This is a genomic window from Caulobacter vibrioides, assembly GCF_002310375.3.
Lineage (GTDB): Bacteria > Pseudomonadota > Alphaproteobacteria > Caulobacterales > Caulobacteraceae > Caulobacter > Caulobacter vibrioides_D.
Genome location: NZ_CP023315.3, coordinates 2,693,074 through 2,716,632 on the forward strand (window position 1 = coordinate 2,693,074; position 23,559 = coordinate 2,716,632).

Annotated in this window: 21 protein-coding genes; 8 read left to right on the forward strand and 13 right to left on the reverse strand. The window is 66.7% G+C overall.

All coding sequences use genetic code 11. The features are described from left to right. Window positions 1-64 precede the first annotated feature (64 nt). Both CA606_RS12795 and CA606_RS12800 read right to left on the reverse strand, forming a co-directional pair. Entirely contained in the window at window positions 65-463 is a 399-nt protein-coding gene (locus tag CA606_RS12795; RefSeq protein WP_096050783.1) for a DUF1489 family protein, read from the reverse strand. Between the two features lie 292 nt (window positions 464-755). Beyond that, complete coding sequence (locus CA606_RS12800) at window positions 756-1,733, reverse strand: hypothetical protein (protein ID WP_096050782.1); 978 nt, start codon at window positions 1,731-1,733, stop codon at window positions 756-758. 146 nt (window positions 1,734-1,879) lie between these two features. On the opposite strand from CA606_RS12800, the gene CA606_RS12805 reads away from it, so the two are divergent. Together CA606_RS12805 and CA606_RS12810 are read left to right on the forward strand one after the other, a co-directional pair. Further along, complete coding sequence (locus CA606_RS12805) at window positions 1,880-2,668, forward strand: thioesterase family protein (RefSeq protein ID WP_096050781.1); 789 nt, start codon at window positions 1,880-1,882, stop codon at window positions 2,666-2,668. 6 nt (window positions 2,669-2,674) lie between these two features. Next, a complete protein-coding gene (locus tag CA606_RS12810) occupies window positions 2,675-4,267 on the forward strand; it encodes an amidase (protein ID WP_181242577.1) in 1,593 nt (530 codons plus the stop codon). Window positions 4,268-4,273: 6 nt separating this feature from the next. Here the strand turns inward: CA606_RS12810 and CA606_RS12815 are convergent, their stop codons facing one another. The 7 genes from CA606_RS12815 to CA606_RS12845 all read right to left on the reverse strand — a co-directional run bounded on the left by CA606_RS12815 (window position 4,274) and on the right by CA606_RS12845 (window position 11,162). Then, entirely contained in the window at window positions 4,274-4,711 is a 438-nt protein-coding gene (locus tag CA606_RS12815; RefSeq protein WP_096050779.1) for a YybH family protein, read from the reverse strand. A gap of 31 nt (window positions 4,712-4,742) precedes the next feature. After that, window positions 4,743-4,898, reverse strand: coding sequence for a hypothetical protein (locus CA606_RS12820; RefSeq protein WP_181242578.1), 156 nt, complete (start codon window positions 4,896-4,898; stop codon window positions 4,743-4,745). Beyond that, window positions 4,892-5,521 (reverse strand): hypothetical protein, encoded by a 630-nt coding sequence (locus CA606_RS12825; protein ID WP_096050778.1) that lies wholly within the window; start codon window positions 5,519-5,521, stop codon window positions 4,892-4,894. The genes CA606_RS12820 and CA606_RS12825 overlap by 7 nt, the downstream gene beginning before the upstream one ends. After that, complete coding sequence (locus CA606_RS12830; protein WP_096050777.1) at window positions 5,518-6,945, reverse strand: hypothetical protein; 1,428 nt, start codon at window positions 6,943-6,945, stop codon at window positions 5,518-5,520. The genes CA606_RS12825 and CA606_RS12830 overlap by 4 nt, the downstream gene beginning before the upstream one ends. Continuing rightward, window positions 6,946-8,547, reverse strand: coding sequence for a tetratricopeptide repeat protein (locus CA606_RS12835; protein ID WP_096050776.1), 1,602 nt, complete (start codon window positions 8,545-8,547; stop codon window positions 6,946-6,948). Between the two features lie 262 nt (window positions 8,548-8,809). Beyond that, window positions 8,810-10,033: an acyl-CoA dehydrogenase family protein gene (locus tag CA606_RS12840; protein WP_096050775.1), complete on the reverse strand. Its 1,224-nt coding sequence runs from the start codon at window positions 10,031-10,033 to the stop codon at window positions 8,810-8,812. Between the two features lie 13 nt (window positions 10,034-10,046). Next, window positions 10,047-11,162, reverse strand: a complete 1,116-nt coding sequence (locus CA606_RS12845; RefSeq protein ID WP_096050774.1) for an acyl-CoA dehydrogenase family protein — start codon at window positions 11,160-11,162, stop codon at window positions 10,047-10,049. A 140-nt stretch (window positions 11,163-11,302) separates the two neighbouring features. Here CA606_RS12845 and CA606_RS12850 point away from each other — a divergent pair, with 140 nt between their 5' ends. The 3 genes from CA606_RS12850 to pleC all read left to right on the forward strand — a co-directional run bounded on the left by CA606_RS12850 (window position 11,303) and on the right by pleC (window position 17,229). Next, window positions 11,303-11,854, forward strand: coding sequence for a hypothetical protein (locus tag CA606_RS12850; RefSeq protein WP_096050773.1), 552 nt, complete (start codon window positions 11,303-11,305; stop codon window positions 11,852-11,854). An 86-nt stretch (window positions 11,855-11,940) separates the two neighbouring features. After that, entirely contained in the window at window positions 11,941-14,532 is a 2,592-nt protein-coding gene (pepN, locus tag CA606_RS12855) for an aminopeptidase N (RefSeq protein ID WP_096050772.1), read from the forward strand. A 168-nt stretch (window positions 14,533-14,700) separates the two neighbouring features. Next, window positions 14,701-17,229, forward strand: coding sequence for a cell cycle histidine kinase PleC (gene pleC / locus CA606_RS12860; RefSeq protein WP_096050771.1), 2,529 nt, complete (start codon window positions 14,701-14,703; stop codon window positions 17,227-17,229). Window positions 17,230-17,290: 61 nt separating this feature from the next. On the opposite strand, the gene CA606_RS12865 is transcribed toward pleC, so the two are convergent. Then, window positions 17,291-17,602 carry a hypothetical protein gene (locus CA606_RS12865; protein ID WP_096050770.1) on the reverse strand — a complete coding sequence of 104 codons (312 nt, stop codon included), beginning with the start codon at window positions 17,600-17,602 and terminating at the stop codon, window positions 17,291-17,293. A 261-nt stretch (window positions 17,603-17,863) separates the two neighbouring features. Here CA606_RS12865 and CA606_RS12870 point away from each other — a divergent pair, with 261 nt between their 5' ends. Beyond that, entirely contained in the window at window positions 17,864-18,214 is a 351-nt protein-coding gene (locus tag CA606_RS12870; RefSeq protein ID WP_096050769.1) for a UrcA family protein, read from the forward strand. Window positions 18,215-18,346: 132 nt separating this feature from the next. Here the strand turns inward: CA606_RS12870 and CA606_RS12875 are convergent, their stop codons facing one another. From CA606_RS12875 to CA606_RS12885, 3 genes are read right to left on the reverse strand one after another with little or no spacing between them, the layout of a single operon-like run. Then, window positions 18,347-18,793, reverse strand: a complete 447-nt coding sequence (locus tag CA606_RS12875; protein ID WP_096050768.1) for an NUDIX domain-containing protein — start codon at window positions 18,791-18,793, stop codon at window positions 18,347-18,349. A 7-nt stretch (window positions 18,794-18,800) separates the two neighbouring features. Continuing rightward, the gene (locus tag CA606_RS12880; protein WP_096050767.1) at window positions 18,801-19,829 is read right to left on the reverse strand and encodes a S1/P1 Nuclease; all 1,029 of its coding nucleotides are present in this window, start codon (window positions 19,827-19,829) and stop codon (window positions 18,801-18,803) included. A gap of 18 nt (window positions 19,830-19,847) precedes the next feature. After that, on the reverse strand, window positions 19,848-20,435 hold the full coding sequence (locus CA606_RS12885) for a glutathione S-transferase family protein (RefSeq protein WP_096050766.1): 588 nt from the start codon (window positions 20,433-20,435) through the stop codon (window positions 19,848-19,850). A gap of 197 nt (window positions 20,436-20,632) precedes the next feature. Between CA606_RS12885 and CA606_RS12890 the strand changes: the two genes are divergently transcribed. Both CA606_RS12890 and CA606_RS12895 read left to right on the forward strand, forming a co-directional pair. Next, a complete protein-coding gene (locus tag CA606_RS12890) occupies window positions 20,633-21,166 on the forward strand; it encodes a 3D domain-containing protein (RefSeq protein ID WP_096050765.1) in 534 nt (177 codons plus the stop codon). Between the two features lie 93 nt (window positions 21,167-21,259). Beyond that, window positions 21,260-23,437 carry an acylase gene (locus CA606_RS12895; RefSeq protein ID WP_096050764.1) on the forward strand — a complete coding sequence of 726 codons (2,178 nt, stop codon included), beginning with the start codon at window positions 21,260-21,262 and terminating at the stop codon, window positions 23,435-23,437. Window positions 23,438-23,559: the final 122 nt, after the last annotated feature.

Below are 23,559 nucleotides of genomic sequence, written 5' to 3' on the forward strand. Positions count from 1 at the left end.
CAGTCCCACTGGTGACGAGAAAACACCCGTACCGGTTGCCACTATACTAACGCGCGCGCGCAAGTTACCAGGCGCCGAGCTCTCGCAGCTGGCGCGCCAGGTCCGCCGGCAGATCGGCGGACTCCGCCTCGCTCAAATCGGGCGGCGCGTCCTCGGGCTTCAGATAGCGCCAACCCTGAAACGCCCGGCGCGGCTGCGGGGCCACCCGGATGATGGGCGGATCCACCGTCACCTCGCAGCGCGAGGCGGCCCCGGATCCGACGGTGTCGATGGCCAGGATCTTCTGCCGGCACAGAACCTGTCCCTTGAACACCCGATACAACGAGCCGCCGTCCAGCACCTCGTCAATGCGCTTGGGGGTCATGCGCGTATGCATGACCCAGGGCACGCCCGTCCCGTGCCAGGCCAGGAGATCCTCGATCGTGTCGCATCCGACAACCAGCTTGATGATGTGCAGCGCCATGGCGCGTAGATAGCGCGCGATCGGGGCAAGGCAACATGAAGGTTCGCCCAAGGGGAGAAACGTGTCGACGCCCGCATGACAGCGTTATCCCTTAGACCCAATCGCGTTCATGTGGGGGCGCGGGAGGGTCCAGGAGACCCCATACCGCCGTTACGGACGCCTTGTGGGAGGCGTTCGCAGCGGCGGTCTCGTTTCTGGGCGGCGGCGTGTCGGTCTTCAGCGTTGGTCGACCGTTCACCCCGCGACGGGACTCAAGCGGACGCCGGCGTCACCGCCGTTCCGACCAGGTCGCTCAATCCTGCCCCTTGGCCTGCCGCGACAGGACGATCAGATCTCGGAACGTCACGCCTTGGTCGCTGAAGGCCAGACCTGGCCACTCCGGCATGAGGCCATCCAAGGCCAGCATGGCGCCGAGCCCTTCATCCTGGCTCCACCAACGCCGACCGCCGCGGACGAATGCGGTCGCATCCTGGGGCGCCATGGCTCCGCCCTTGGGATCCGTTAGCCAGGCCCACGCCGCCCAGTTCCCCGTCCCTTCGAAGGTCAGAAACACGTCGTCGGCCTCTCTCCAGAGCGGCTTGTCCGCAAGATAGGTCTCGCGCCGACGGTCCATGGCAGCGGCGGCTTCGTCCAGCTTCGCTCGCCGGACTTCATAGGTCGCGGCCTGAGCCGACGCGTACAGAAGATCACGCTCATGCTCATACGCCTCGACATAGCCCGGAACGGAGCTCCAGGTTTTCTGAAGGCTGTCGTCGTCGGCGCTTTCCGGCAGACCTCGCCGGATCAGGTCATCGATGCGACGGCCAAGGCCCGCGCCCTGCTGCGTGTGCGCGAACTCGTGCATGAACACGACCATGGCCAGTCGCGCAGGATCGCGCGCTTCGGCCTTGTCCGCCCTCCACACCGCCGGCAGGCTCATGACGAAGAACATGCCCCCGTCCTCCGTCGGGGCGGCGAAGGAGAGCTTGCGAGCGGGAACCTGTCCGCCGCCGGGCAGGTCAACCATGCCCGCGTGGGCTTCGGCGCGAACGGAATAGGTTCGGCGATTGACACGAAAGGGACCCGCCGTCGCCGGCGTGAAACGGTAGACGCAGGCCTCATCGAACAGGATCAATGTCGGCGTCGTCGGCGCTTGCATGCGGATGCGGTCGTGATCGAGCTGATCCCATGCCTGCAGAGCCTGCTCCGTCCACCGCCGAGGCTCGTCTTCGAAGACGCAGCGGGGCGGAACCGAGGCGGTGAGTAGAAGCGCTGATAGCAGGGCGATCATGATCGAGAGTCATCGCCCGCTCGCCCTGACGATGCAAATGAACTCGCGGTCAGCAAACCAAGCGCTACAGGTCCTGCCCCCGGCGGGGGAGGATTTGCACTGACCCTCCCTTGACTTCCGTAGCGAAAGAAAACGAACCTGTCGCCATGACGCTCTACACCGACCTCGTCGCGGCCATCGCCCCCACCGAAACCGGCTTTTCCGCCCATGTCTCCGACGACTGGAAGCAAGGGCGCACCACCTATGGCGGCTTGAGCGGCGCGCTGTGCGTCGAGGCCGCCCTGCGGGCCTTTCCCGAGGCCCCTCCCCTGCGCTCGGCGCAGTTCGCCTTTGTCGGTCCGGCGGCCGGCGAGCTGGCGATCTCGGTGCGGCCGCTGCGGCAAGGCAAGTCGACGCTGTTCGTCGCCGTCGACCTGATTGGCGAACAGGGCGTGGCCACCCACGGCGTGCTGACCTTCGGCGCGGCGCGCACGTCAGCCATCGCGTACGAGGAGGTGCTCTGCCCGCCCGTGGCGCCGGCCAGCGCCTGCGAGTCGTTCTTCCCCGAAAACCGTCAGGGCGCGCCGCACTTTTCCGCGCAATTCGAAGTGCGCAAGGCCGGCGGCACGCGCCCCCTGGCCGGGGGCGAGCCGGAGTACCTGCTGTGGATCCGCCACCGCGATACGGCCGCGACCTCGATGTCGGCCCTGGTCGCCCTGGCCGACATGCCGCCGCCGCCGGCCATGGCGCTGTTCCCGCAGTTTGGGCCCATCTCGACCATGACCTGGTCGCTGGACATCGTGGGCTTGCCTCAAGCCGATGACGACGGCTGGCGCCTGTTGCGCTCCCGCGCCGAAACCATCGGCGATGGTTACTCCACCCAGGAGATGCACCTGTGGGACGCCAAGGGCCGACCGCTGGTCCTGGCGCGACAGAATGTGGCGATCTTCGTCTGATCAGGGATGAATGAGGCGGTTGGCGCTTGGCGAACGGGGTTTTTTGCCCCCATCCTCCGCCCCGTTCGGCCGCCGGAGTCGCGGCCGCGTTGGGGGAAACGCTTCATGACCAAGTTCGCCATCCTGGCCGGCGCCGCCGCCGTCGCCTTGCTTGCGGGACACGCCTCGGCCCAGACAGCCGAACAGGCGACCAAGGCGGCCCTGGCCACGATCAAGGAGCGCAACCCCGTCCTCCGCGCCGTGATCGCTACGAACCCTAACGCGATCAGCGACGCCAAGGCGCTGGACGCCGAGCGCAAGGCCGGCAAGGTCCGATCGGCCCTGCATGGCGTGCCGATCCTGCTGAAGGACAATATCGAAAGCGCCGATCCCCTGCCGACCACGGCCGGCTCGCTGGCGCTGAAGGACAACATCACCGGCCGCGACGCGCCGGTGGCCAAGCGCCTGCGCGACGCGGGTCTCGTTATCCTGGGCAAGGCCAACCTGTCGGAGTGGGCCAATATCCGCTCCAACCACTCGATCAGCGGCTGGAGCGCGGTGGGCGGCACGGTGCGCAACCCCTACGCCTTGGACCGCAGCGCCTGCGGCTCGTCCAGCGGCTCGGGCGCGGCGGTGGCGGCGGGCCTGGCCCCCCTGGCCATCGGCACCGAGACCGACGGCTCGATTACCTGCCCCTCGGCGATCAACGGCCTGGTGGGCCTGAAGCCGACCGTGGGCCTCGTGTCGCGCACCCACATCGTGCCGATCAGCCACAGCCAGGACACCGCCGGCCCGATGACCCTGACGGTCGAGGACGCGGCCAAGGTGCTGACCATCATCGCCGGCTCCGACCAGGCCGACCCGGCCACCAAGGAGGCCGACGCCCGCAAAACCGACTACGCGGCGGGCTTGTCCAAGACCGCGCTGAAGGGCGTCAAGCTGGCCGTGGCCCGGTTCTACACCGGCTATTCGCCCAAGACCGACGCGGTGTTCGAGCGGGCGCTGAAGGACCTCGAGGCCCAGGGCGCGACCCTGGTCGACGTCAAGGAGTTCAATGAAGGCCCGATCGGCCGCGCCGAGGGCGTGGTGCTCTACACCGAACTCAAGGCCGACATGGCCGCGTACCTCGCCTCGACCGATCCCAAGAAGGTCCCGACCCGCACGCTGGCCGACCTGATCGCCTTCAACAAGGCCACGCCCAAGGAGTTCGAATGGTTCGGCCAGGAGAGCTTCGAGCGGGCCGAAAAGACCAAGGGCCTGGAGGATCCGGAGTATCTGAAGGCGCTGGCTGACTCCAAGCGCATGGCCGGTCCTGAAGGCATCGACAAGATCCTGAAGGACACCGGCGCGATGGCCATCATCGCCCCGACCACCGGCCCGGCCTGGACCATCGATCCGTTGAACGGCGACAACTACGGCGGCTCCTCGACCACCCTGCCCGCCGTGGCCGGCTATCCGCACCTGACCGTGCCGATGGGAGACGTGTCAGGCCTGCCGGTCGGGCTGTCGTTCATCGGCCCGGCCTGGAGCGAGAAGCTGCTGCTGAACCTGGGCTACGCCTACGAGCAGGCCACCCAGCACCGCAAGGCGCCGACCTTCAAGACGACGATCGCGCCCTAGAGCCTTCTAGCTGCTGTGATCGGCGATGATGCGCCAGCCGCCGGGCTCCAGGGCCATGATCAGGCTGGTGTATCCCTTGGCCGAGGTCCCGTTGGGATAGGCCAGCGCCCACCGGCCCACGTACAGCGCGTGGGTCGGGTCCAGCAGGCGGAAGTCGACCGACGTGAAGGTCAGGACGCCGCGCTTGGCCGGATCGCCGAAGTCGTACTTGGCCTTGTAGCGGGCCAGCATCGCGGCCTTGCCGCGCACCAGGCCTTCCTCGGTGACGAAGCTGGTTTCCGGCGCGTCCGAATAGCTGGCCATGAAGCGGGCGACATCACCGGCGTTCCAGCCGGCGGCGCTATCGGCGATTACGGCCTCGACCGCCCGTTGTTGCGGCGAGACCTCGGCGAACGCCAAAGACGGCGCGAGCACCAACGCCAGGATCGACAGAAGCTTCAGCATCGGGGTCTCTCTGGCGGAAGGGGCGCCCCAGTCAGTAGCGCGGGCGGATCGCCTCGATCGGCGGCGGCGGCGGCGTCACCTTGGCGCGGTTCGGGGCCGACGGCGGCGGCGGACCAGGCGGTCGTGGCGACGCGCAGGCCGACAGGCCGATCACCAGAAGGCCGACCGCGAAGGCCGACCTCAGCATCCGACGAGGCCCGCGCCGACGAAGTTGCGGTTGGCCCCGACGCCGACGCCGCCGAAGTGCTGACCCGCCGCGATGCCGACGCCGACAGCGCCGGGCGGAGTGGCCAAGGCCACGCCATAGCCGCCGGCGGGCGTGAAGATGCCGAGGCCCGACTTGAAGCAGCGATTGTCGCCGCGCGGGTCCCAGACCTCGACCTTGCCGTCGGCGCGGGTGAACGCCCAACGCTCGCCGCGCTCGTCACGGCCCGAAACGACCACTTGGCCCGGGCGGGTGGCGTCAACGCCGTAAGCCTGACGGCTGAAACCATCGACCGAGCACGACGACACCAGGCCCGGACGGCTCAGGTCGCCGGAGAACTGGGCGGCCGAACCGCTCTGCGCATTATAGGCCGAGACGTCGGTGCCGGTTGCCCGGCCGCTGTTGACGAAGACCTGCGTCCCGGTTGCGCTGTCATAGCTCATGATGTCGGGCGCGGCGCCCGTCATCGGCGCGCCGCAGACCTCGCGTCCACGCCCCGGGCCGCCAGGACCGCTCTGGGCCCAGGCCTGGGTCGCCACGACGCTAGACAAGGTCACAAGGGCGCAGAGGCAAGCGGCCATCGGGCCGCGAACGGACGTGCTCATCGCGGAGCTCCCCCTTGTTGAGGCGCGGAAACGGGCGCGCTGGCCGGCGGCGGGCCGGACAGTTCAGCCGGCGTTTGAGCGGCGACGCCGGCGATCACGGCGGGCGCGGGCCAATAGCTGTCGAAATCCAGACGGGCGCGGTCACGGGGCGTGCGGTAAAGCTCCGGCGCCTCGAACCACGGACGGCAGGTCAGTTCGCCGTTGAAGAAGCCCGTGACCAGGGCGCGGCAGCCTTCGGGGCGCGCATAGACGCGGTTGTCGACCGCACGCACCTGACCGCCGGCGTCGGCGTAGATGCCCGAGCGCATGACGCCCATGATCTTGTTGTTCGACGCAAAGACGACGCCAGACGCCGCATAGATGCCAACGTCCACGGCCTCCAGCTCACCCTCGACCACCCGCAGGTTGGCGTTCTCGAGCGTCACGGCCCAGTCGCTGTCGCGAACCACCGGACGCAGCAGCGTGGTCTCGTCGCCGCCGCCGACATAGATGCCGCGCGAGAAGCCGTCGACATAGAGCCCGTCGATCTGGACCAACTGCTGGCGATTCATGCCGGCGATGATGAAGCCGGCGGAGTTGCGGGTGCGCGACGATCCCGTCCAGTCGCCGAGACGCACGACACGCACGTCGCGCAGACGGCTGTCGCCCGAGGTCTCGAGCGCGGCGCCGATGGCGGTGGCGGCGATCTCGACATCGGCGGCCATGATCGTGCCGGTGGCCTTGACCACGGGCTGGCGGGTGCGGCCGATGAAGGTGCTCTGCGCCAGCTCGATGCGGCTGTCGCCGACGTCGAAGGCCGAGCCCTCGCCGTCGTAGCGGACGGTCACGCCGCGCAGGGCGATCTCGGTGGCGCGACCGACGATGCACGAGGCGGCGCCGGCGCGGGTGGCCTCGATACCCAGGCCGTCCAGAACCACGTACTGCACACCGGGCTGGATCTTGATGCAGGGCTGGCCGCTGCCGGCGATCAGGATCGGACGCGTGCGGCTGGGCGAATAGTCGCGCACCACGATGCTGATCGACTTGGTGATGTTCAGCGAGTCGACACAGGCCCCGCCATTGGTCGAGGTCAGGGTCAGCACATCGCCTTCATAGAGGCGATACAGCGTATCGGAGACCTGGCCCGGATAGGCGTAGTCACAGTTGATCTCTCGCGAGACGTAGGCGTAGCCGCCGCCGTTGTTGTACGGCACGACGCAGCGCCCCTTCGAGCGGATCGTGCCTCGCGGGCAGGGCTTGGGCCGCACATCGCGGACCTTGCAGCCGTGGGAAAGATTGGGCTGCAGCAGCAGCCCGAAGCAGGGGCGGATCTGCTGATCGATCTTGGCGTCGGGCGAGGCGACGGCCAGCTCGGGCGCGGCGGCGAGAGCGGCGCCGAGGGTCACAGCGGCCCAAAGCGCCAGCAGGCGGCTGAGGCGGCGCATCTAGTAGTTCCCTTCGTTGTACGGACGCCCGCCCCGGTCGGAGCCAGGCTGGTCCTGTCGCGGGTCACGGTCCTCGGCGCGCGGCGCGGCCCGGTAGTCGTCGGCGCCGTAGATCGGCCGGGGCGGCGCTCGCTCGCCCGCCGCACGCGGCGGTCGCGAGACCTGCGCCAGCAGCTGCTGCAGTCGCCAAGCCGAGGGCTTGAAGCCGGCCAGGGCGCCGTCGATCTGATAGACCACCGCCTTGGCCCGGTCCTGGTCCGCCACGCCCTGCAGGCCCAGCGAGAAGAAGGTCGACATGGCGTACTTGGCCTCCGCCGATCCCTGGCGCTCGGCCTCTTCGTACCAGTGGTAGGCGCGGGCGTAGTCGCGCGGCACTCCGACGCCCTCCGAGTACATGACCGCCAGCACCAGCTGGGCCTTCGAGGAGCCGTTGACCGCCGCGTACTGCACGGCGCGCACCTTTTCGATGGGGGAAAGACGACCGGTGTTGGGACGTCCGATCATGCTCTGAAGGGTCTGGACCTCGGTGACGCTCAGCATCTTCTCGTCCAGCACCGCCGTGGGGATCAAGCGCAGATAGGAAAGCGACTCGCCGACGTGGACGAACGGCAGCTCGGCGATGCGATAGAGCGCCGACTCGCGCGCCTCACCCGACAGGTCGGCCTCATCGGAGTGAGGAACGCCGGAGTCCGGAGATTCGGGCGGATAGAACTCGTAGGGCGGAATCCAGCGCTTGGCCTTGGTCTCCACGAACGACCCGTACGAGGCCCGCTGCGGCGAGGACCGCTCGAAGTCCTTCAGCATCACATAGGCCGAGACGTCGCCCGTCTGTACGGCGAGGTAGTTGTACAGGTAGGCGTCGACGTCGTTGCGGCGGAACAGATCCAGCGCCGCAGCCGCGCCGGGCTGGCTGGGCTTGCCGTAAGCCTCGATGGCCTGGAGGTTGTCGGAGGGCTCGCCGAAGGGACCGAAATAGCCGTCGTGCATCCGCGCGAGCGTTCGGAACCCGTCCGCGCTCTGAGTTGACAGGATATAGATCACGCGGTTGCGGACCTTTTCGCGCTCCTCGGTCGACATCCGCGAAAGCAGGCGATCCAGCGCCCCATAGGCGCTACGGCGCTCAAAGGCGCGGCAGTCGTCAAAGCGCGAAACCGCCCGCGATTCCTTGCCGCGACGCTCATAGGCGGCGATCGGCGCATAGCCGCCGGAGTTGGCCAGCGCCATGGCGTACCAGACCGCGGCCTCGACCGGGTCTTCCAGGTTTTTATCGACGGCGCGCTGACCTTCGTATCGCCGCGCCAGCTCGAGCTGGGCGAAAAAGTCGCCGCGGAAACCGCCTTGGCGAAGCGACCGGATTTCCTGCTGTTGCTGGTTGAATTGCCCAGAGACGCCCTGCGCCGCCTGGGGACGCGGGCAGGCGCTGGCGCGCTTGTTGAACCAGAAGTTGGGGCCGGTGTCACAGCCGACGAGCGGGATAACCACCGCCGCCACCAAGGCCCCGACAGGCGCGCGGCGCAGCAGGAAGGCGCGGCTGGCGACAAGGCGCCCCGCCGCGTCGCGGAGCGTGCGAAGGCGCGCAAATGCGTCCCCGGCCTCGCGCATGAATCCCCCTTCAGCCGTCGCCGTTAACTATAAAACAACGATCTCTCATGTGCCCGGGATTGGCCCCTGTCAAGGTCAGCTCAACCCGCCGGACAATGAAGTCTTCTTCATGAGAGCCGGGGTTCGCTTGGCAGGCGAATTTGTGGGATTTCCGCACGTTTCCAGAGGTCGGAAACAACTAGGCGAAGTGTCGGCGAGTCGATGGCTAACCTAGTCCGCCACCGACTCGCCTGCTTTGAAGTCGTTTAAAGATTCGACGAAATCAACGTCCGGTCGGCATGTCCTTGAACGCAACGTCCTTATCGACTCGCACGTCGCCGGGCAGGCCCAACACGCGCTCGGCGATGATGTTCTTCAAGATTTCATCGGTGCCGCCCGCGATCCGCAGACCCGGCGCCCACATCAGACTTTGCTGGAAAGCCGCTTCGGCGGGCGCAACCTCGGGATCGGAGAGGATGCCGTACTGGTCCTCCATCTCGACGGCGGTGTTGGCCAGTTCCTGCAACTGGTTGGCCGAGATGATCTTGCCGATCGAGCTTTCCGGTCCAGGCGTCTGGCCACGCGACAGCGCGGTCATGGTGCGGAAACGCGTGAACTTCAGGCCCTCGGACTGCACGTACCAGTCGGCCAGCTTTTCGCGGAAAGACTGATCCTTCAGCGACGGACCAGTGGCCCCCGCCAGCTCGCGAGCCAGCTTCATGATCTCGCGATAGTTCGGACCGGCCGAACCGCCGACGGCGAGGCGCTCGTTCATCAGGGTGACGAGGGCGACCTTCCAGCCGTCGCCGACCTCGCCCAGACGCTGGCTGTCCTTGACGCGCAGGTCGGTGAAATAGACCTCGTTGAACTCGCGTCCGCCCGACATCTGGTGGATCGGACGGCACTCGACCGCCGGATCCTTCATGTCGATCCAGAACATGGTCAGACCCTTGTGCTTGGGCACATCGGGATCGGTCCGGGTCAGCAGGATGCCGTAGTCGCAATAGTGAGCGCCGGTGGTCCAGACCTTCTGGCCGTTGATCACCCACTCGTCGCCGTCCTTGACGGCGCGGGTGCGCAGGGCGGCGACGTCAGAGCCGCCGGCCGGTTCCGAGAACAGCTGGCACCAGATCTCATCACCGCGAACGGCGGGGCTGACGAAGCGCTTCTTGGTCTCGCCGTCGGAGAAGGCCATCACCGTGGGCACGCACATGCCCAGGCCGATCGTGAAGTAGCCGTAGCCGAGCCCGGCCTTGGTCTCTTCCTGGCCAAAGATCACCGACTGGATCGGCGTGCCGCCACCGCCGCCAATCGCGGCGGGCCAGGTGATGCAGGCATAGCCAGCGCTGGCCTTGGTGGCCTGCCACTCCTTGGCGGCCGCCATGTGCTCGGGCGTGTTCGGCTTCAGCTCGCCCCACTTGGCGCGGTGCGCGGCGGCGTTCTCGGCCAGCCAAGCGCGAGCCTTTTCGCGATAGGCGGCTTCTTCGGTGGAATCGTTGAAATCCATGATCTTCCGCTCCTTAAGCCGCGTTTTTCTTTTCGAGTTCCGACACCAAACGCTCTTTCCAGACCTTCGGGGCTCCGGCCACGAGGCTCAGCTGGCGCGAGCGGCGGTAGTAGAGGTGGCAGTCGACATCCCAGGTGAAGCCCATGCCGCCGTGAACCTGGATGTTTTCCTTGCTGGCGAACCAGAAGGCCTCCGAGGCGGCGATCCGCGCCGCCGCAGCAGCGACAGGCAGTTCCTGAGCGCCGTCGTTCAGCGCCCAGGCGCCGTAGTAGGCGTTCGAGCGCGCGACCTCGTTCTTGACGTACATGTCGGCCAGCTTGTGCTTGATGGCCTGATAGCCGGCGATCACGCGACCAAAGGCGTAGCGGCCCAGAGCGTACTCCTTGGCCATCTCCAGGCATCGGTCGGCGCCGCCCAGTTGCTCGAAGGCCAGCAGAACGGCCGCGCGGTCCAGAACGCCCTGCACGACCTCGAAGCCCGCGCCCGCGTCACCGACGCGCTCAGCCGGCGCGCCGTCGAACACGATCTTGGCGACGCCACGCGTGGGGTCCAGGCTCTTGAGGGTCTCGCGCGAGACGCCCGCGCCCTTCAGGTCCACCAGGAAGAGGCCCGGGCGACCGCTCTCCGAGGCCAGCACCAGAGCGATATCCGCGACATCGCCGTCGGTGACCGGAATCTTCGTCCCGCTCAGCTTGCCGCCGTCGACGCGGCATTGCAGCGTCGCGGGCCCCACGACGCCGGGACCTTCAGACGTCGCCAGGCAACCGATCACCTCGCCCGCCGCGATGCGGGGCAGGATCGAAGCCTTCTGAGCGTCGGATCCGTAGGCCATCAGACCCTCGGCGAGAACATAGACCGTCGACGCGAACGGGATCGGCGCGACGGCGCGTCCCAGTTCCTCGGCGATGGCGCAAAGCTCGACACGACCAAGACCCAGGCCGCCGTGCTCTTCGGGGATGGAGGCCCCCAGCCAGCCCTGCTCGGCGACGCCCTTCCAGAGCTTCTCGTCAAACGAGCGGTCGGCGTTGTCGAGAACGCCGCGGACAACGCCGACGTCACAATGCGCGGCGAGGAACTTGCGCGCCTCCTCCTTCAGGAACTTCTGATCGTCCGAATAGTCGAAATCCACTGGAACCTCCCTGGCCGCGCTCTTGGGCGCGTCACAGGCGGCACACTGAACGACGTTCACGCGAAGGGAAAGATTGACCCGGCGTCAAGAATTTCAGGTTCTTATGCCCATAGTCTCACAACTCGGACACGTCGCGTTTCATGGCCAAGACCGTCTTCCAGAAGAACCAGCGGGTCTGGGTTGACAGCGTCGGGTGCTGGGCGATCGTCGAGCGGATCGTGCCCGTATGGGCCAAGGGCTTCGACGAACCCGTGCGCGTGACCTACGACGTCGGCCTAGGTCGCGAGTTCCAGGCCCAGGAACTGAAACCCGAGGACAAGGTCGACCCGCAGGAAAGCGGTCTGGCCTCGAACTGGCGGGTGCTTCGGGCGCGCAACAAGTGGCAGCAGGAAGGCGACTGCGCCCACCACCCCTATCCGGGGACCTATCCCGTCGTGGTCACCGACCCCAACGACTGGGGCGGCTGGCGCACGCCCGGCGCGGAGTACGATCGCGATCCCCACAAGATGGAGTATCAGGCGCGTTTGATCGCCAGTGCGCCCCGTCTGCACGCGATCGCCCGTGAAGTCCTCACCCTCGTGGCTGACAACCCCGAGGACGCGCCGCCCGCGCTAAGCGCCTTGGCGCAGAAGATCATGGTGGTCGAGCGTTACCTGCAGGAGTCACCGTCGGCGCCGCCCTCCGGCGACTAGGTCGCTTCGGGGCGGACGGCGCATTAATTCAAGCCGCCGCGTCAAGGTCCCTCGCGGAGGGCGGCGAGCCGGATTAAATAAAGCCGATGCGCACCGACACGCCCCAAGCCGTAAGCCTCGCGGACTATCGCCCGTTCCCGTTCGCCATCGAGACCACGCGCCTGGTCTTCGACCTGCATCCGACCCGGACGCGTGTCACCGCCGAGCTCTCGGTCCGCCGCACCGGCGCTGAGGGCGAGCCACTGGTCTTGAACGGCGAGCGCCTGACGCTGGTGTCCATCGCGATCGACGGCCAGACGCTGGACCCGACCCAGTATGTCGTGGACGCCGAACATCTCACCTTGGCGAAGACGCCGGACCAGTTCGTGCTGACGACGGAGGTCGAGATCGACCCTTCGTCGAACAAGGCCCTGATGGGCCTCTACATGTCGGGCGGCCGCTTCTGCACGCAATGCGAAGCCGAAGGCTTCCGCACCATCACCTATTTCCCGGACCGTCCCGACGTGCTGTCTCGCTACAGCGTGCGGATCGAGGCGGACGGAAAGTTCCCGCATCTGCTCAGCAACGGGAACCTGGTGGCGACCGGCTCGCTGGAGGGCGGTCGCCATTTCGCCGAGTGGTCCGATCCCTTCCCCAAGCCAAGCTATCTCTTCGCCCTGGTCGCCGGCGATCTCGACGTTCTGATCGACAAGTTCATCACGATGAGCGGCCGTGAAGTCGCCCTGCGCGTGTTCGTAGACCCCGGTCAGGCGTCGCGCGCCGCCTATGCGCTGGACAGCCTGAAGCGCGCCATGAAGTGGGACGAGGAGGTGTTCGGTCGCGAGTACGACCTGGATCTCTTCATGATCGTCGCCGTGCGCGACTTCAACTTCGGGGCCATGGAGAACAAGGGGCTGAACATCTTCAACAGCTCGCTGCTCCTGGCCGATCCCCAAACGGCGACCGACCTCGACTATGAGCGGATCGAGGCCGTGGTCGCCCACGAATACTTCCACAACTGGACGGGCAATCGCATCACCTGCCGCGACTGGTTCCAGCTGTGCCTGAAGGAAGGCTTCACGGTCTTCCGCGACCAGGGCTTCAGCGCCGACATGCGCGGCGCGGCCGTACAGCGGATCAAGGATGTCCGCGCGCTGCGCGCCCGCCAGTTCGCCGAGGACGCCGGTCCCCTCGCCCACCCCGTCCGTCCGTCCAGCTACCTGAAGATCGACAACTTCTACACCGCGACCATCTATGAGAAGGGCGCGGAGATCATCCGGATGCTGAAGGCCATCCTGGGCGCGGCCGCGTTCCGGAAGGGCTGCGACCTCTACTTCCAGCGCCACGATGGCGAAGCGACGACGGTGGAGGCGTTCATCGCCTGCTTCGCCGAAGCCTCCGGCCGCGACCTTTCGGGCTTCTTTGGCTGGTACGAGCAGGCCGGCACCCCATCGGTCACCATCGAGACCGCCTATGACGCCGCCGCTGGCGCGCTGACCCTGACCCTGGCCCAGACGACGCTCCCGACGCCGGGCCAACCCGTGAAGAAGCCCCTGCCGATTCCGATCGCCATCGGCTTGCTCGCATCGGACGGGCGCGTGCTTCGCGACACGGAGATCGTCGTCCTCGACCAGGCGCGGATGACGGTGCGGTGGGACAAGATCCCCGAGCCGCCGGTGCTCTCGGCGCTTCGCGGGTTCTCCGCCCCGGTGAACCTTTCGACCGACGCGCGCCCCTCGGACCGCTACGTCCTGTTCGGGTCGGACACCGACCTGTTCAATCGTTGGGAGGCCGGCCAGACCCTGGCGCGGGACCTGATCCTGACGCGCACGGCCGGCGCGCCTGACGAGGTCGGCGAGGAACGCTACGCCGACGCCCTGGGTCGCGCGCTCGCGGACGACGCCGCCGAGCCGGCGTTCAAGGCGCTGTTGCTGGCGCTGCCGTCCGAGCCGGATCTGGCTCTGATGTTCGAGGCCGCCGACCCGGCCGCCCTGCACGAGGCCCGCGATCATCTTCGCACCCGCATCGCGGTGCATCTGGGCGACCTGCTGCGCCGCCTCCACGGCGAAATGCAGATCGACGGAGAGTTCTCGCCTGCGGCTTCCGCAGCCGGTCGCCGGGCCCTTCGCAACGCCTGCGCCGAAGCCCTCTCGGCCGACAACCACGCCGACAACCTCACACGCCTGCTCGGCCATTTCAGCGCGGCGCGCAACATGACCGACATGATCGGCGGCCTCTATCCGATGGTCGCCATGGGCGGGGTCCCGCGTGAAAAGGCCCTCGACAGTTTCCATCACGCCTGGCGGAGCGAACCGCTGGTGCTGGACAAGTGGTTCGCCGTGCAAGGCCGCGATCCGAACCCGGACGCCCTCGAACGCGTGATCGCCCTGACCCGGCACCCCGACTTTGAGCCCACCAATCCCAATCGGCTGCGCGCCCTCGTCTCGACCTTCGCCAACTTCAATCCCGCGCGGTTCCATGACCCCAGCGGCGCGGGCTATGCGTTTCTGACGGACGAGATTCTCAAGGTCGACGCGTTCAATCCGATGACGGCGGCGCGACTAGTCGAGCCCTTGGGCGGTTGGCGGCGCTACAAGCCTGAGCTGGGCGACCTGATGCGCGCCCAGTTGGAACGTATCGTGGCCCACCCCAATCTGTCCAAGAATGTCCTCGAACTGGCCAGCAAGGCGCTCGCCTGACGAGTCTGCGCTAAGGCGCGCGCACCCCGGATTGCGACCAATAGGCTCACACGTTCGAAATCCAGCGCTTCAGCGGTGACGCGCACGGCGGCGGTGCGTTAGATTCACGCTCTGGCGAAGTGACTCGCCATGGGGTTCCACGGGAGTTCGGGCGCGTTGAACAAGGGCATGGCCAGACACGGAGGGCCGGCGGCAGCCGGGCCGACCGCGCCCTCGGCTGTTCGCGCCAAGCCCGTAGGCGCGCCGTCTCAGGCGCTCGTGCGCGTCACGATCCTCGCAGCGCTCCTCCTTTTGGCCGTCTACACGGCGTTCGGCGTCCATCGGCTGCAGCGCGAAGCCTCGACGCAGCCCGGCGGCGCCCCGCTGGCGGCGAAGGCCCACCTGATCGCCGGGCGCGTGGACGCCAATCTGGCCGCCCAGCGGGCGGGCCTGTCCGCCGCCGCCGACCTTCTGAAGCGTGATCCTGGTGCGACCATGGACGCCGCTGAGACGACCTTGCGCGCGGCGGGCGGCGAGGCTGCGGCCGTCGCTGTCGTCAGCCAGGCAGGCGTCGTCGCCGTCGCAGGTCGTGACGACGGCGCTGACTGGAAGGCCGCCGCCCTCGCGGCGGGCAGTTCGGGCCGAACGAACTGGATCGGGTCCGTCGGCGAGACGGGCCGCCTCTATGTGGCCACCACGACCACCCTGGATAGCGCACGCGCCTTCGTGATCTCCAGCGGCGACGCCTCGCGCCTTGTCGCCGATCCTGAAAAGGGCGAGAGCGGCGCCTTGGCCTTGCCCGACGGCAAGCTGATCGCCGCGCGCGGGCGCGGCGTGCAAGGCGCGAGCGCGCTTCGCGAGGCGTTCGCGGTCTCGGTCGATGACCTGGGCGATGGTCCCGCCGCCGTGCGCGGTCAAGGCGCGGACGGCGCTGTCTTGGACGTCGTCGTGCGTCCGGTCGCCGAAGGCGCCCTGCTCGCCGTTGCGGCGGCGCCGACGCGATCGGTGGCGAACCTGGACCGTCAGGTCATGGAGGGGGCCTTTGGCCTGCTGGTTCCCCTGGGCGTCGGGATCGCGCTGGCGCTGCTGCTGATGATCCAAAGCCGAAAGGCCGAGGTGGCCCATCGCGAGTTCATTGACAGCGAACGTCGCTTTCGGCTCGCCGTGGAAGCGGCCCGTTGCGGGATCTGGGAATGGGACCTCAACGGCGACCAAGTCTATCTCTCCGATGTGACGGGCGCGATGTTCGGTTGGGGCGGCGGCGGGGTGGTCTCCGGCCAGGACCTTCTGGAACGCATCTCGATCGACCACCGCGAACGCGTTCGTCAGGCCCTGGCCAATGCGGCCATGTACGGCGCGTTCGACGTGTCGTTTCGTGTCCCGTCGACGGAACAGGGCGCACGCTCGCTCTGGATAGACGCCCGGGGCCAAGGGTTCGGCAACCCAGGCGCCGAAGGTCACGCCCGCATCATCGGCGTGGCGCTGGACGTCACCGAAGAGCGGATCGCCCAGGCGCGCGCCCAGGCCGCTGAAAACCGCCTGCGCGACGCCATCGAAAGCGTGTCAGAGGCCTTTGTGCTGTGGGACCGCCAAGGCCGCCTGCTGATGTGCAATCGCAACTATCGCAGCGTCTTTTCGCTTGAGCCCAAGATCCTCAAGCCCGGCGCCGCCCGCGCGGAGGTCAATCGTTTCGCCGCCCTGGCCATCAAGCAGGAACACCCCGCGCCCGACGGCGCCAAGGGCGTTCGTGAAGCCGAACTGATGGACGGTCGCTGGATCCAGATCAGCGAGCGCCGCACCGCCGAAGGCGGGCTCGTCATGACCGCCGCCGACATCACCGCGATCAAGACCCAGGAAGAAGCGCGGCGACGGAACGAAGAACAGCTTCAGAACGCCGTCACGGGCCTAGAGCGCAGTCAGGAGCAACTGGCCGAACTGGCCCGGAAGTACGAGACCGAGAAGGTCAAGGCCGAGAGCGCCAACAAGGCTAAGAGCGAGTTCCTGGCGAACATGTCGCACGAGCTGCGGACGCCGTTGAACGCCATCAATGGCTTCTCCGAGATCATGATGAACGAGATGTTCGGACCGCTCGGCGACCAGCGCTACAAGGGCTACAGCCAGGACATCCACTCGTCGGGCCAGCACCTGCTGGCCCTGATCAACGACATCCTCGACATGTCGAAGATCGAGGCCGGCAAGATGAACCTCAAGTTCGAGCCGATGCATCTGGAAGACGTCGCCGAGGACGCCGTTCGACTGGTGCGCAATCGCGCCGAGGCTGCGGGCCTCAAGCTGGACATCGACTTCCCGCAGCTGCCCGAGATCGAGGCAGACTATCGCGCCGTCAAGCAGGTGCTGCTGAACCTGCTGTCCAACGCCATCAAGTTCACCCCCCGCGCCGGCAGCGTGACCGTGCGCGCGGAAGTCCGCCGAGACCCCTTCGGCGACCTGATCAAGGTTTCCGTCATCGACACCGGCATCGGTATCGCCAAGGAAGACCTGGCGCGATTGGCCAAGCCCTTTGAACAGGTCGAAAGCCAGTTCTCGAAGACGACCCAAGGCACCGGGCTGGGGCTGGCGCTTACAAAGTCCTTGATCACCATGCACGACGGCGCGCTGGAAATGCACTCGACCCCGGGCGAAGGCACCACGGTCAGCTTCACCCTTCCCGTGCGACACAGCGAGCAGAAGATCACGCGGGACTTCGTGGCGGCCTAAGACGAAAAACCCCCGCCGGTGAACCGGCGGGGGCTTGCTTCGTCAGTTGACGAGCTGTTGCTTACGCGCCGCCCGGGAAGCGGAACGGAACCTTCACGGTGCCGGTCTTGGCGCCCATCGGCAGCTTTTCAGCGATGCACATGGCGGCCTTGTCGAAGCCCTTGCCGGCGGCGCTGTTGTCAACGACCTTGCAGTCCGACAGCTTGCCGCCGTCGGCATTGCATTCGAGCATGACTTGCGCGGCGTCGCGCGTGTTGGCGTGTTGTTGCAGGCAACGGGCCATCTGGTCTTCGAAACCGCCGGCGGCCGTAGCGGCCTGAGCGACAAAGAAGCTGCCAGCGATACCCGCGGCGATCGCGATCGAGAATTTCATAGCCGCCCATCCCTTCTGGCGAACAAAGTTGATGGGTGTGTTGTGACAGAAGCCGGCTAACGAAGACCCAAGGTTTGCGGTTAATCATTTACGAAAGCCGCGCACGCAAAGAGGCCGTACTCGGAACTCGCCAATTATGACTTCTTTTTCATAGACTTAATTCGGCGTCATGAAGCAGTCGTAACGGGCGTTCGGCGTCTGGCCGCTCTACATCCTCGATCAACGGATCGCCAAGCGACCACCCAAGCCGAGGATCAAGACATGAGCAAGTTCGTCAACCGCATCGCCGTCGCCGCCGCCCTGGCCCTGGCCGCCACGCCGATCATCGGCCTCACCGCCGCCCATGCTGGCGATCGCTCGGAAGCCCCGATCGTCCGGGTCAAGGTTGGCGATCTGGACCTTTCCAGCCCCGCCGGTGCGCGCGAGTTCGCCCGCCGCGCCAACATCGCCGCCAATCGCACCTGCGAAGCCAAGGGTTTCCGGGGCCTGTCGGTCAAGGCCTGCCTGATGGACTTCAATGAGGATCTGCAGGACGCCCTGTCCGAACGTCAGTCGGCGGACCTGAAGCTGGCGCGCCGCAGCGGCGCCGACATCGCCCTGGCTTCGAACTGAGGCCACCTCAAGACCAGCCTAGAGCCTGTCTGGTTTAGATGAAACCATCTAAGCCAGATAAACAGGCTCTAAAATCAAACAGTTAGAGCCCTTTCAAACGCTTTAGATGATTCCAATTAAAGCTAAAGGGCTCTAGCCGCGTCGCATCCAAGCCGCGACCGCCCAAGCATGGGCGTCGTGGCGGAGGGCGACGACCGCGTCGCGGGGATCCAGCCAGACAAGGGCGTGGTCATCCTCGACCTTGAGACCTGGCTCCAGGCCTAGGACCCGGACCACATAGACGCCGCCGAAGTTCCTGACGGGCTGCCCGTCAGACTTCAGGAAGACCTGCGAGACGCGATCAATCAGCACGCCGGCCTCCACGATGAGGCCTGTCTCTTCACCAAACTCCCGGACGACGGCCTGGGCCTCGGTCTCGTCACCATCCACCGCACCGCCCGGGAGGTCGAAGTACGGGGCCTTTCCGGGCTTGGTGACCTGGGCCAGGGCGATCTGACCCAGGTTGTTCTCGGCCACGCCGAACGCCGCGGAACGGTCCTTGTAGGTCAGCCCCGCGACGGGCGCGCCGAAAGCCAGCATCGCTGGATCAGTCCTTGCCGTAGAGATCGAGCCAGGGATCGGCTTTGCCCGTCTCGACGTCGGCGACGCTGATCTCCGGACGATAGCCGATCTTGCCGGTGGCGCTCTCGGTCCAGGCGTCGACGACCAGATCGCGCAGGGCCGTGGCGCCAGCGGCGATCCGGGCCTGAACAAAGGTCTTGGCGCGAGGATCGGTCGGGACCAAGGCTCCCGCCTTCTCCAGCTGGTACAGCGGTTCAGTCTGCTTCCAGGTCTCGGTCAGGTATCCGACGACGCGGGTCTCGATCGAGCACGCACAAGACTTGTAGGCCGGAACCAGCGCCTGGATCGACGCCTGATCGCCCAGCGCCTTGGCCAGGGGCCCCTCGAACTGAGAGTGGATCTGGCGCGAGTTGGTGTAGCCGTTCGGATTGGGATAGTCCCCCCAGCCGTTGTAGTGCACCGACAGGTGCAGCGGCTGGCTGGCGTCGCCCACATAGTGCGCCCAAACGCCCAGATCGCGGAGCAGCAGCTCCTCCCGGCGCTTCAGGTCGGCCTTGTAGTAGGCGAGCTTTGTCGCGTCCTTCTCGATCTTCACCACCGCCGTCAGGATGCGCCAGTAGGTGAAGTCCTTCACCAGCTGCTGGTAGCCGTCGATGATCGCGTAAGGCAGGTAGCCGGCCTTCCAGCTATCCTGCCCGACCGCACGCAGCGCGGTCTCATAGTCGGCGCGCGTCGGCGGCAGGGTCGCCACCGTGAACATGGGGCCGCCATACATGCGGCCCTGGTCGTCGAGGTCCAGGAAGTGGGCGGAGTCACGATCGGTGCCGTGGATCTTCCCCGAGCCCTTCCAGCGGTCCGGTTCGCGCGCATACTCGCCGATGGCGGCGATGGCGGTCTGGGTGCGCAGGAACGCCGGCACATCCGCCGGAAGGTTGCTGGCCGCGACCACGCCGACGACGCGATGGCCCGACGCGCCCCAGGCGAGCGCCGATGCGGCCGGCGCCGACAACGCGGCGGCGAGGGCGAGAACTTTCAGGCTGGACGACAGGCGCAAGGACTTAGCTCCGGGAGATTATTTAATGCCGAGATCGGCTTCGACGCGCCCCACCCACGCCTCAACGGCCGGATAGAGCGAAAGATCGAACCCACCCTCATGCGCGACGCGGGTGTAGGCCACCAGGGCGACATCCGCCAGGGTCAGCTTGTCCCCGACCAGAAATGTTGATTGTTGCAGCTGTGTTTCGAGGCGCGCCAGCGCGGCCGCCCCGCGCTCGATGAGGCGCGGCTCAAGGCTCTCGACCGGTTTGCCCAGATAGAGCATCTGGAAGCGCGCGACCGCGATATAGGGCTCGTGGCTGTACTGCTCCCAGAACATCCACTCGAGCATCTTCGCGCGATCGAAGGCGTCGCCGGGGATCAGATCCGAACCTTCCGCCAGATGGAACATGATCGCGTTCGATTGCGCCAGCGGTCGCCCGTCCGGAAACACCGCCAGCGGAACCTGGCCAGCGGGGTTCAAGGCCATGAACGCCGAGGTGCGGGTTTCAGCGGTCAGGACGTTGGTCTCGATCCATTCGTAAGCGACGCCGAGCCGATCAGCGGTCCATTTGACCTTCAGGCAGTTGCCGGAAATCGAGTCGCCATAGATCTGCAACGCCATGCTCGCACCCTCTTCACGCAGCCTGGGAACGAAAAACGACTCCCCTAAGGCCCAGTTTCAAACCCCTGAATCGATGCCGGTTTTTCGCGCACGGCGCGAGACCCTGCGTCGCCATATCGACTCACAGGGTTGTCACGGAGCCGTGATCGGACTATCCAGAGCCCGCCCGACAGACCGCCGATAAGAGGACACCCTCGATGCGACGCAAGCTCGCCGGAATTTTGGCCACCGCGGTCATCTCCGCATTCGCCGCTCCCGCCATCGCTGCAACCGCCCCAGAGGCGGACTCTGCGACGGCTTCCGCCACTCCCGCCACGCACGCCGATCCGCTCGGCGATCTGATCACCTCCGCGCTGAGCGGCGGCGCCCTGCCCGGCTCGGTCGAGTGGAAGATGAAGGCGACGATGTACCACGCCGGCGCCAAGGGCATTCGTGCGTTCGACTCGCTGGGTTGCAGGGTCGCCGCCATGCGCACGGTGGCCGTCGATCCTAAGGTCATTCCCCGCCGCACCGTCATCTTCATCAAGGAGACGGTCGGGCTGCCGATGCCGAACGGCGAAAAGCACGACGGCTACTGGTACGCCTCGGATATCGGCGGCGCGATCAAGGGCCTGAAGCTGGACCTGTTCAGCGGTGTCGGCGCCAGCTCGATGAAGGCGCTGCGCGGCCTGGATCTTTCCAGCCTGTCGGTCTCCAAGGTCGGCGAATTCAAGGGCTGTCCGCCTCAATAATGCCCCTGATCCGCCAGGCGGACTGGCGTTGATCCCCGAACTCGGCTTGGATCGCGGCTTCTTTCGGGGCGCGTCTAGTTTTCGGGGGTCGTCATGCGTCGCTACTCGGTCAGCATCCTGGCGCTGTGCGCCGTGCTCTGCGCAGGCTCGGCCCAGGCCGGCGATGATCTGTCTCGACTGAAAGCCCGCGCGGCCAAGGTCGAGATCACCCGCGACACTTGGGGCATCGCCCACATCCACGGCAAGACCGACGCCGATGCGGTGTTCGGCATGGCCTACGCCCAGGCCGAGGACGACTTCAACCGGGTCGAGGCCAACTTCATGACCTCGCTGGGCCGCACCGCCGAGGCCGAGGGCGAGAAGGCGATCTGGGCCGACCTGCGCCAGAAGCTGTTCATCGATCCGGCGATGCTGAAGGCCGACTACGCCAAAAGCCCGGCCTGGCTGAAGGCGCTGATGAATGCCTGGGCCGACGGCCTCAACTACTATCTGGACACCCACCCGACCGTGAAGCCGCGGGCGATCCAGCGCTTCGAGCCCTGGATGGCCTTGAGCTTCTCGGAAGGCAGCATCGGCGGCGACATCGAGCGCGTGGCGCTGACGCAGCTGGAAGCCTTCTACGGCAAGCGCCAGCTGGCCATGACCGCCGATGAGAAGGGCCTGCTGTTCAAGGAGCCCACCGGCTCGAACGGCATCGCCATCGCGCCAAAGCTGACTCTGGATGGCGCGGCGATGTTGTTGATCAACCCCCACACCAGCTTCTTCTTCCGCTCCGAGATGCAGGTCTCGAGCAACGAAGGCCTGAACGCCTACGGCGCCACGACCTGGGGCCAGTTCTTCATCTATCAGGGCTTCAACGCCAAGGCCGGCTGGATGCACACCTCCAGCGGCGTCGACGTCGTGGACGAGTTCATCGAAACGATCGTCGAGAAGGACGGCCAGCGCTTCTACAAGTACGGCGACCAGCTACGTCCCCTGAAGACCGAGGTCATCACCGTCCCCTATCGCACCGCCGACGGAGCGATGGCCGAACGCAAGTTCACCGTCTTCAAGACCCATCGCGGCCCCATCGTGCGCGAGGAGAACGGCAAGTGGATCAGCATCGCGCTGATGAACAAGCCGGTCGCCGCGCTCCAGCAGTCGTTCCTGCGCACCAAGGCGACCGACTACGCCTCATTCATGAAGGTGGCGGAGCTGAAGGCCAATTCGTCGAACAACACCCTGTTCGCCAGCGCCAAGGGCGAGATCGCCTATCTGCACCCGCAGTTCATCCCGATGCGTGACGATCGCTTCGACTACACCAAGCCCGTCGATGGCGCAGACCCCGCGACCGACTGGAAGGGCCTGCATGCGCTGAAAGACGCGCCCCAGGTGCTGAACCCGCCGAACGGCTGGACCTTCAACACCAACAACTGGCCCTATACGGCGGCGGGCCCCTATAGCCCCAAGCTGGCGGACTTCCCGAAGTATATGGACACCTTCGGTGAAAACCCGCGCGGCCTGCACGCCGAGTTGGTTCTGAAGGACGTCAAGAACCTGACGCTCGGCGGCCTGATCGAGAAAGCCTACGATCCTTACCTGACCGCATTCGCGCGCCTGATCCCGACGCTTGAGACCGCCTATGCGGCGACGCCCGACAGCGACCCGATCAAGGCCAAGGTCGCCGCGCAGGTGGCCGCCCTGGCGGCCTGGGATCGCAAGTGGTCCGCGCGCTCGACGGAGACGTCCCTGGCGGTGTTCTGGGGTGAGGCGATGTGGGCCAAGGCCGCGCCGGCCGCCAAGGCGCAAGGGCTCAACACCTATGACTATATGGCCGACAAGCTCTCAGCGGCCGACAAGCTGGCGGCCCTGGCCGAGGCTTCGGACCGCCTGACCGCCGACTTCGGGTCGTGGAAAACCCCGTGGGGCGAGATCAACCGCTTCCAGCGCAATGACGGCGCCATCGTCCAGACCTTCGATGACACCAAGCCCAGCCTTCCGGTGGGCTTTACCTCGGCCCAGTGGGGCTCGTTGGCCTCGTTCGGGGCCAAGCGCTGGCCGGGCACGAAGAAGTACTATGGCACGCTGGGCAACAGCTTCGTGGCGGTCGTGCAGTTCGGTGACAAGGTCCGCGCCCGCGCCATCTCGGCCGGCGGCGAGAGCGGTGACCCCGCCTCACCGCACTTCAACGACCAGGCCCCGCGCTATGTGATCGGCAACCTGCGCGACGTCTATTTCTATCCCGAGGACGTCAAGAAGCACGCGGTGCGGACGTATCGGCCTGGGGAGTAGAGCCAGAAGATCCTCCCCCCAGCGGGGGAGGTGTCGGCTCGAAGAGGCGACGGAGGGGGAAGAGATGATGCGTTAAGCGCTTCCCCCTCCGGCGCTTCGCGCCGCCTCCCCCGCTGGGGGGA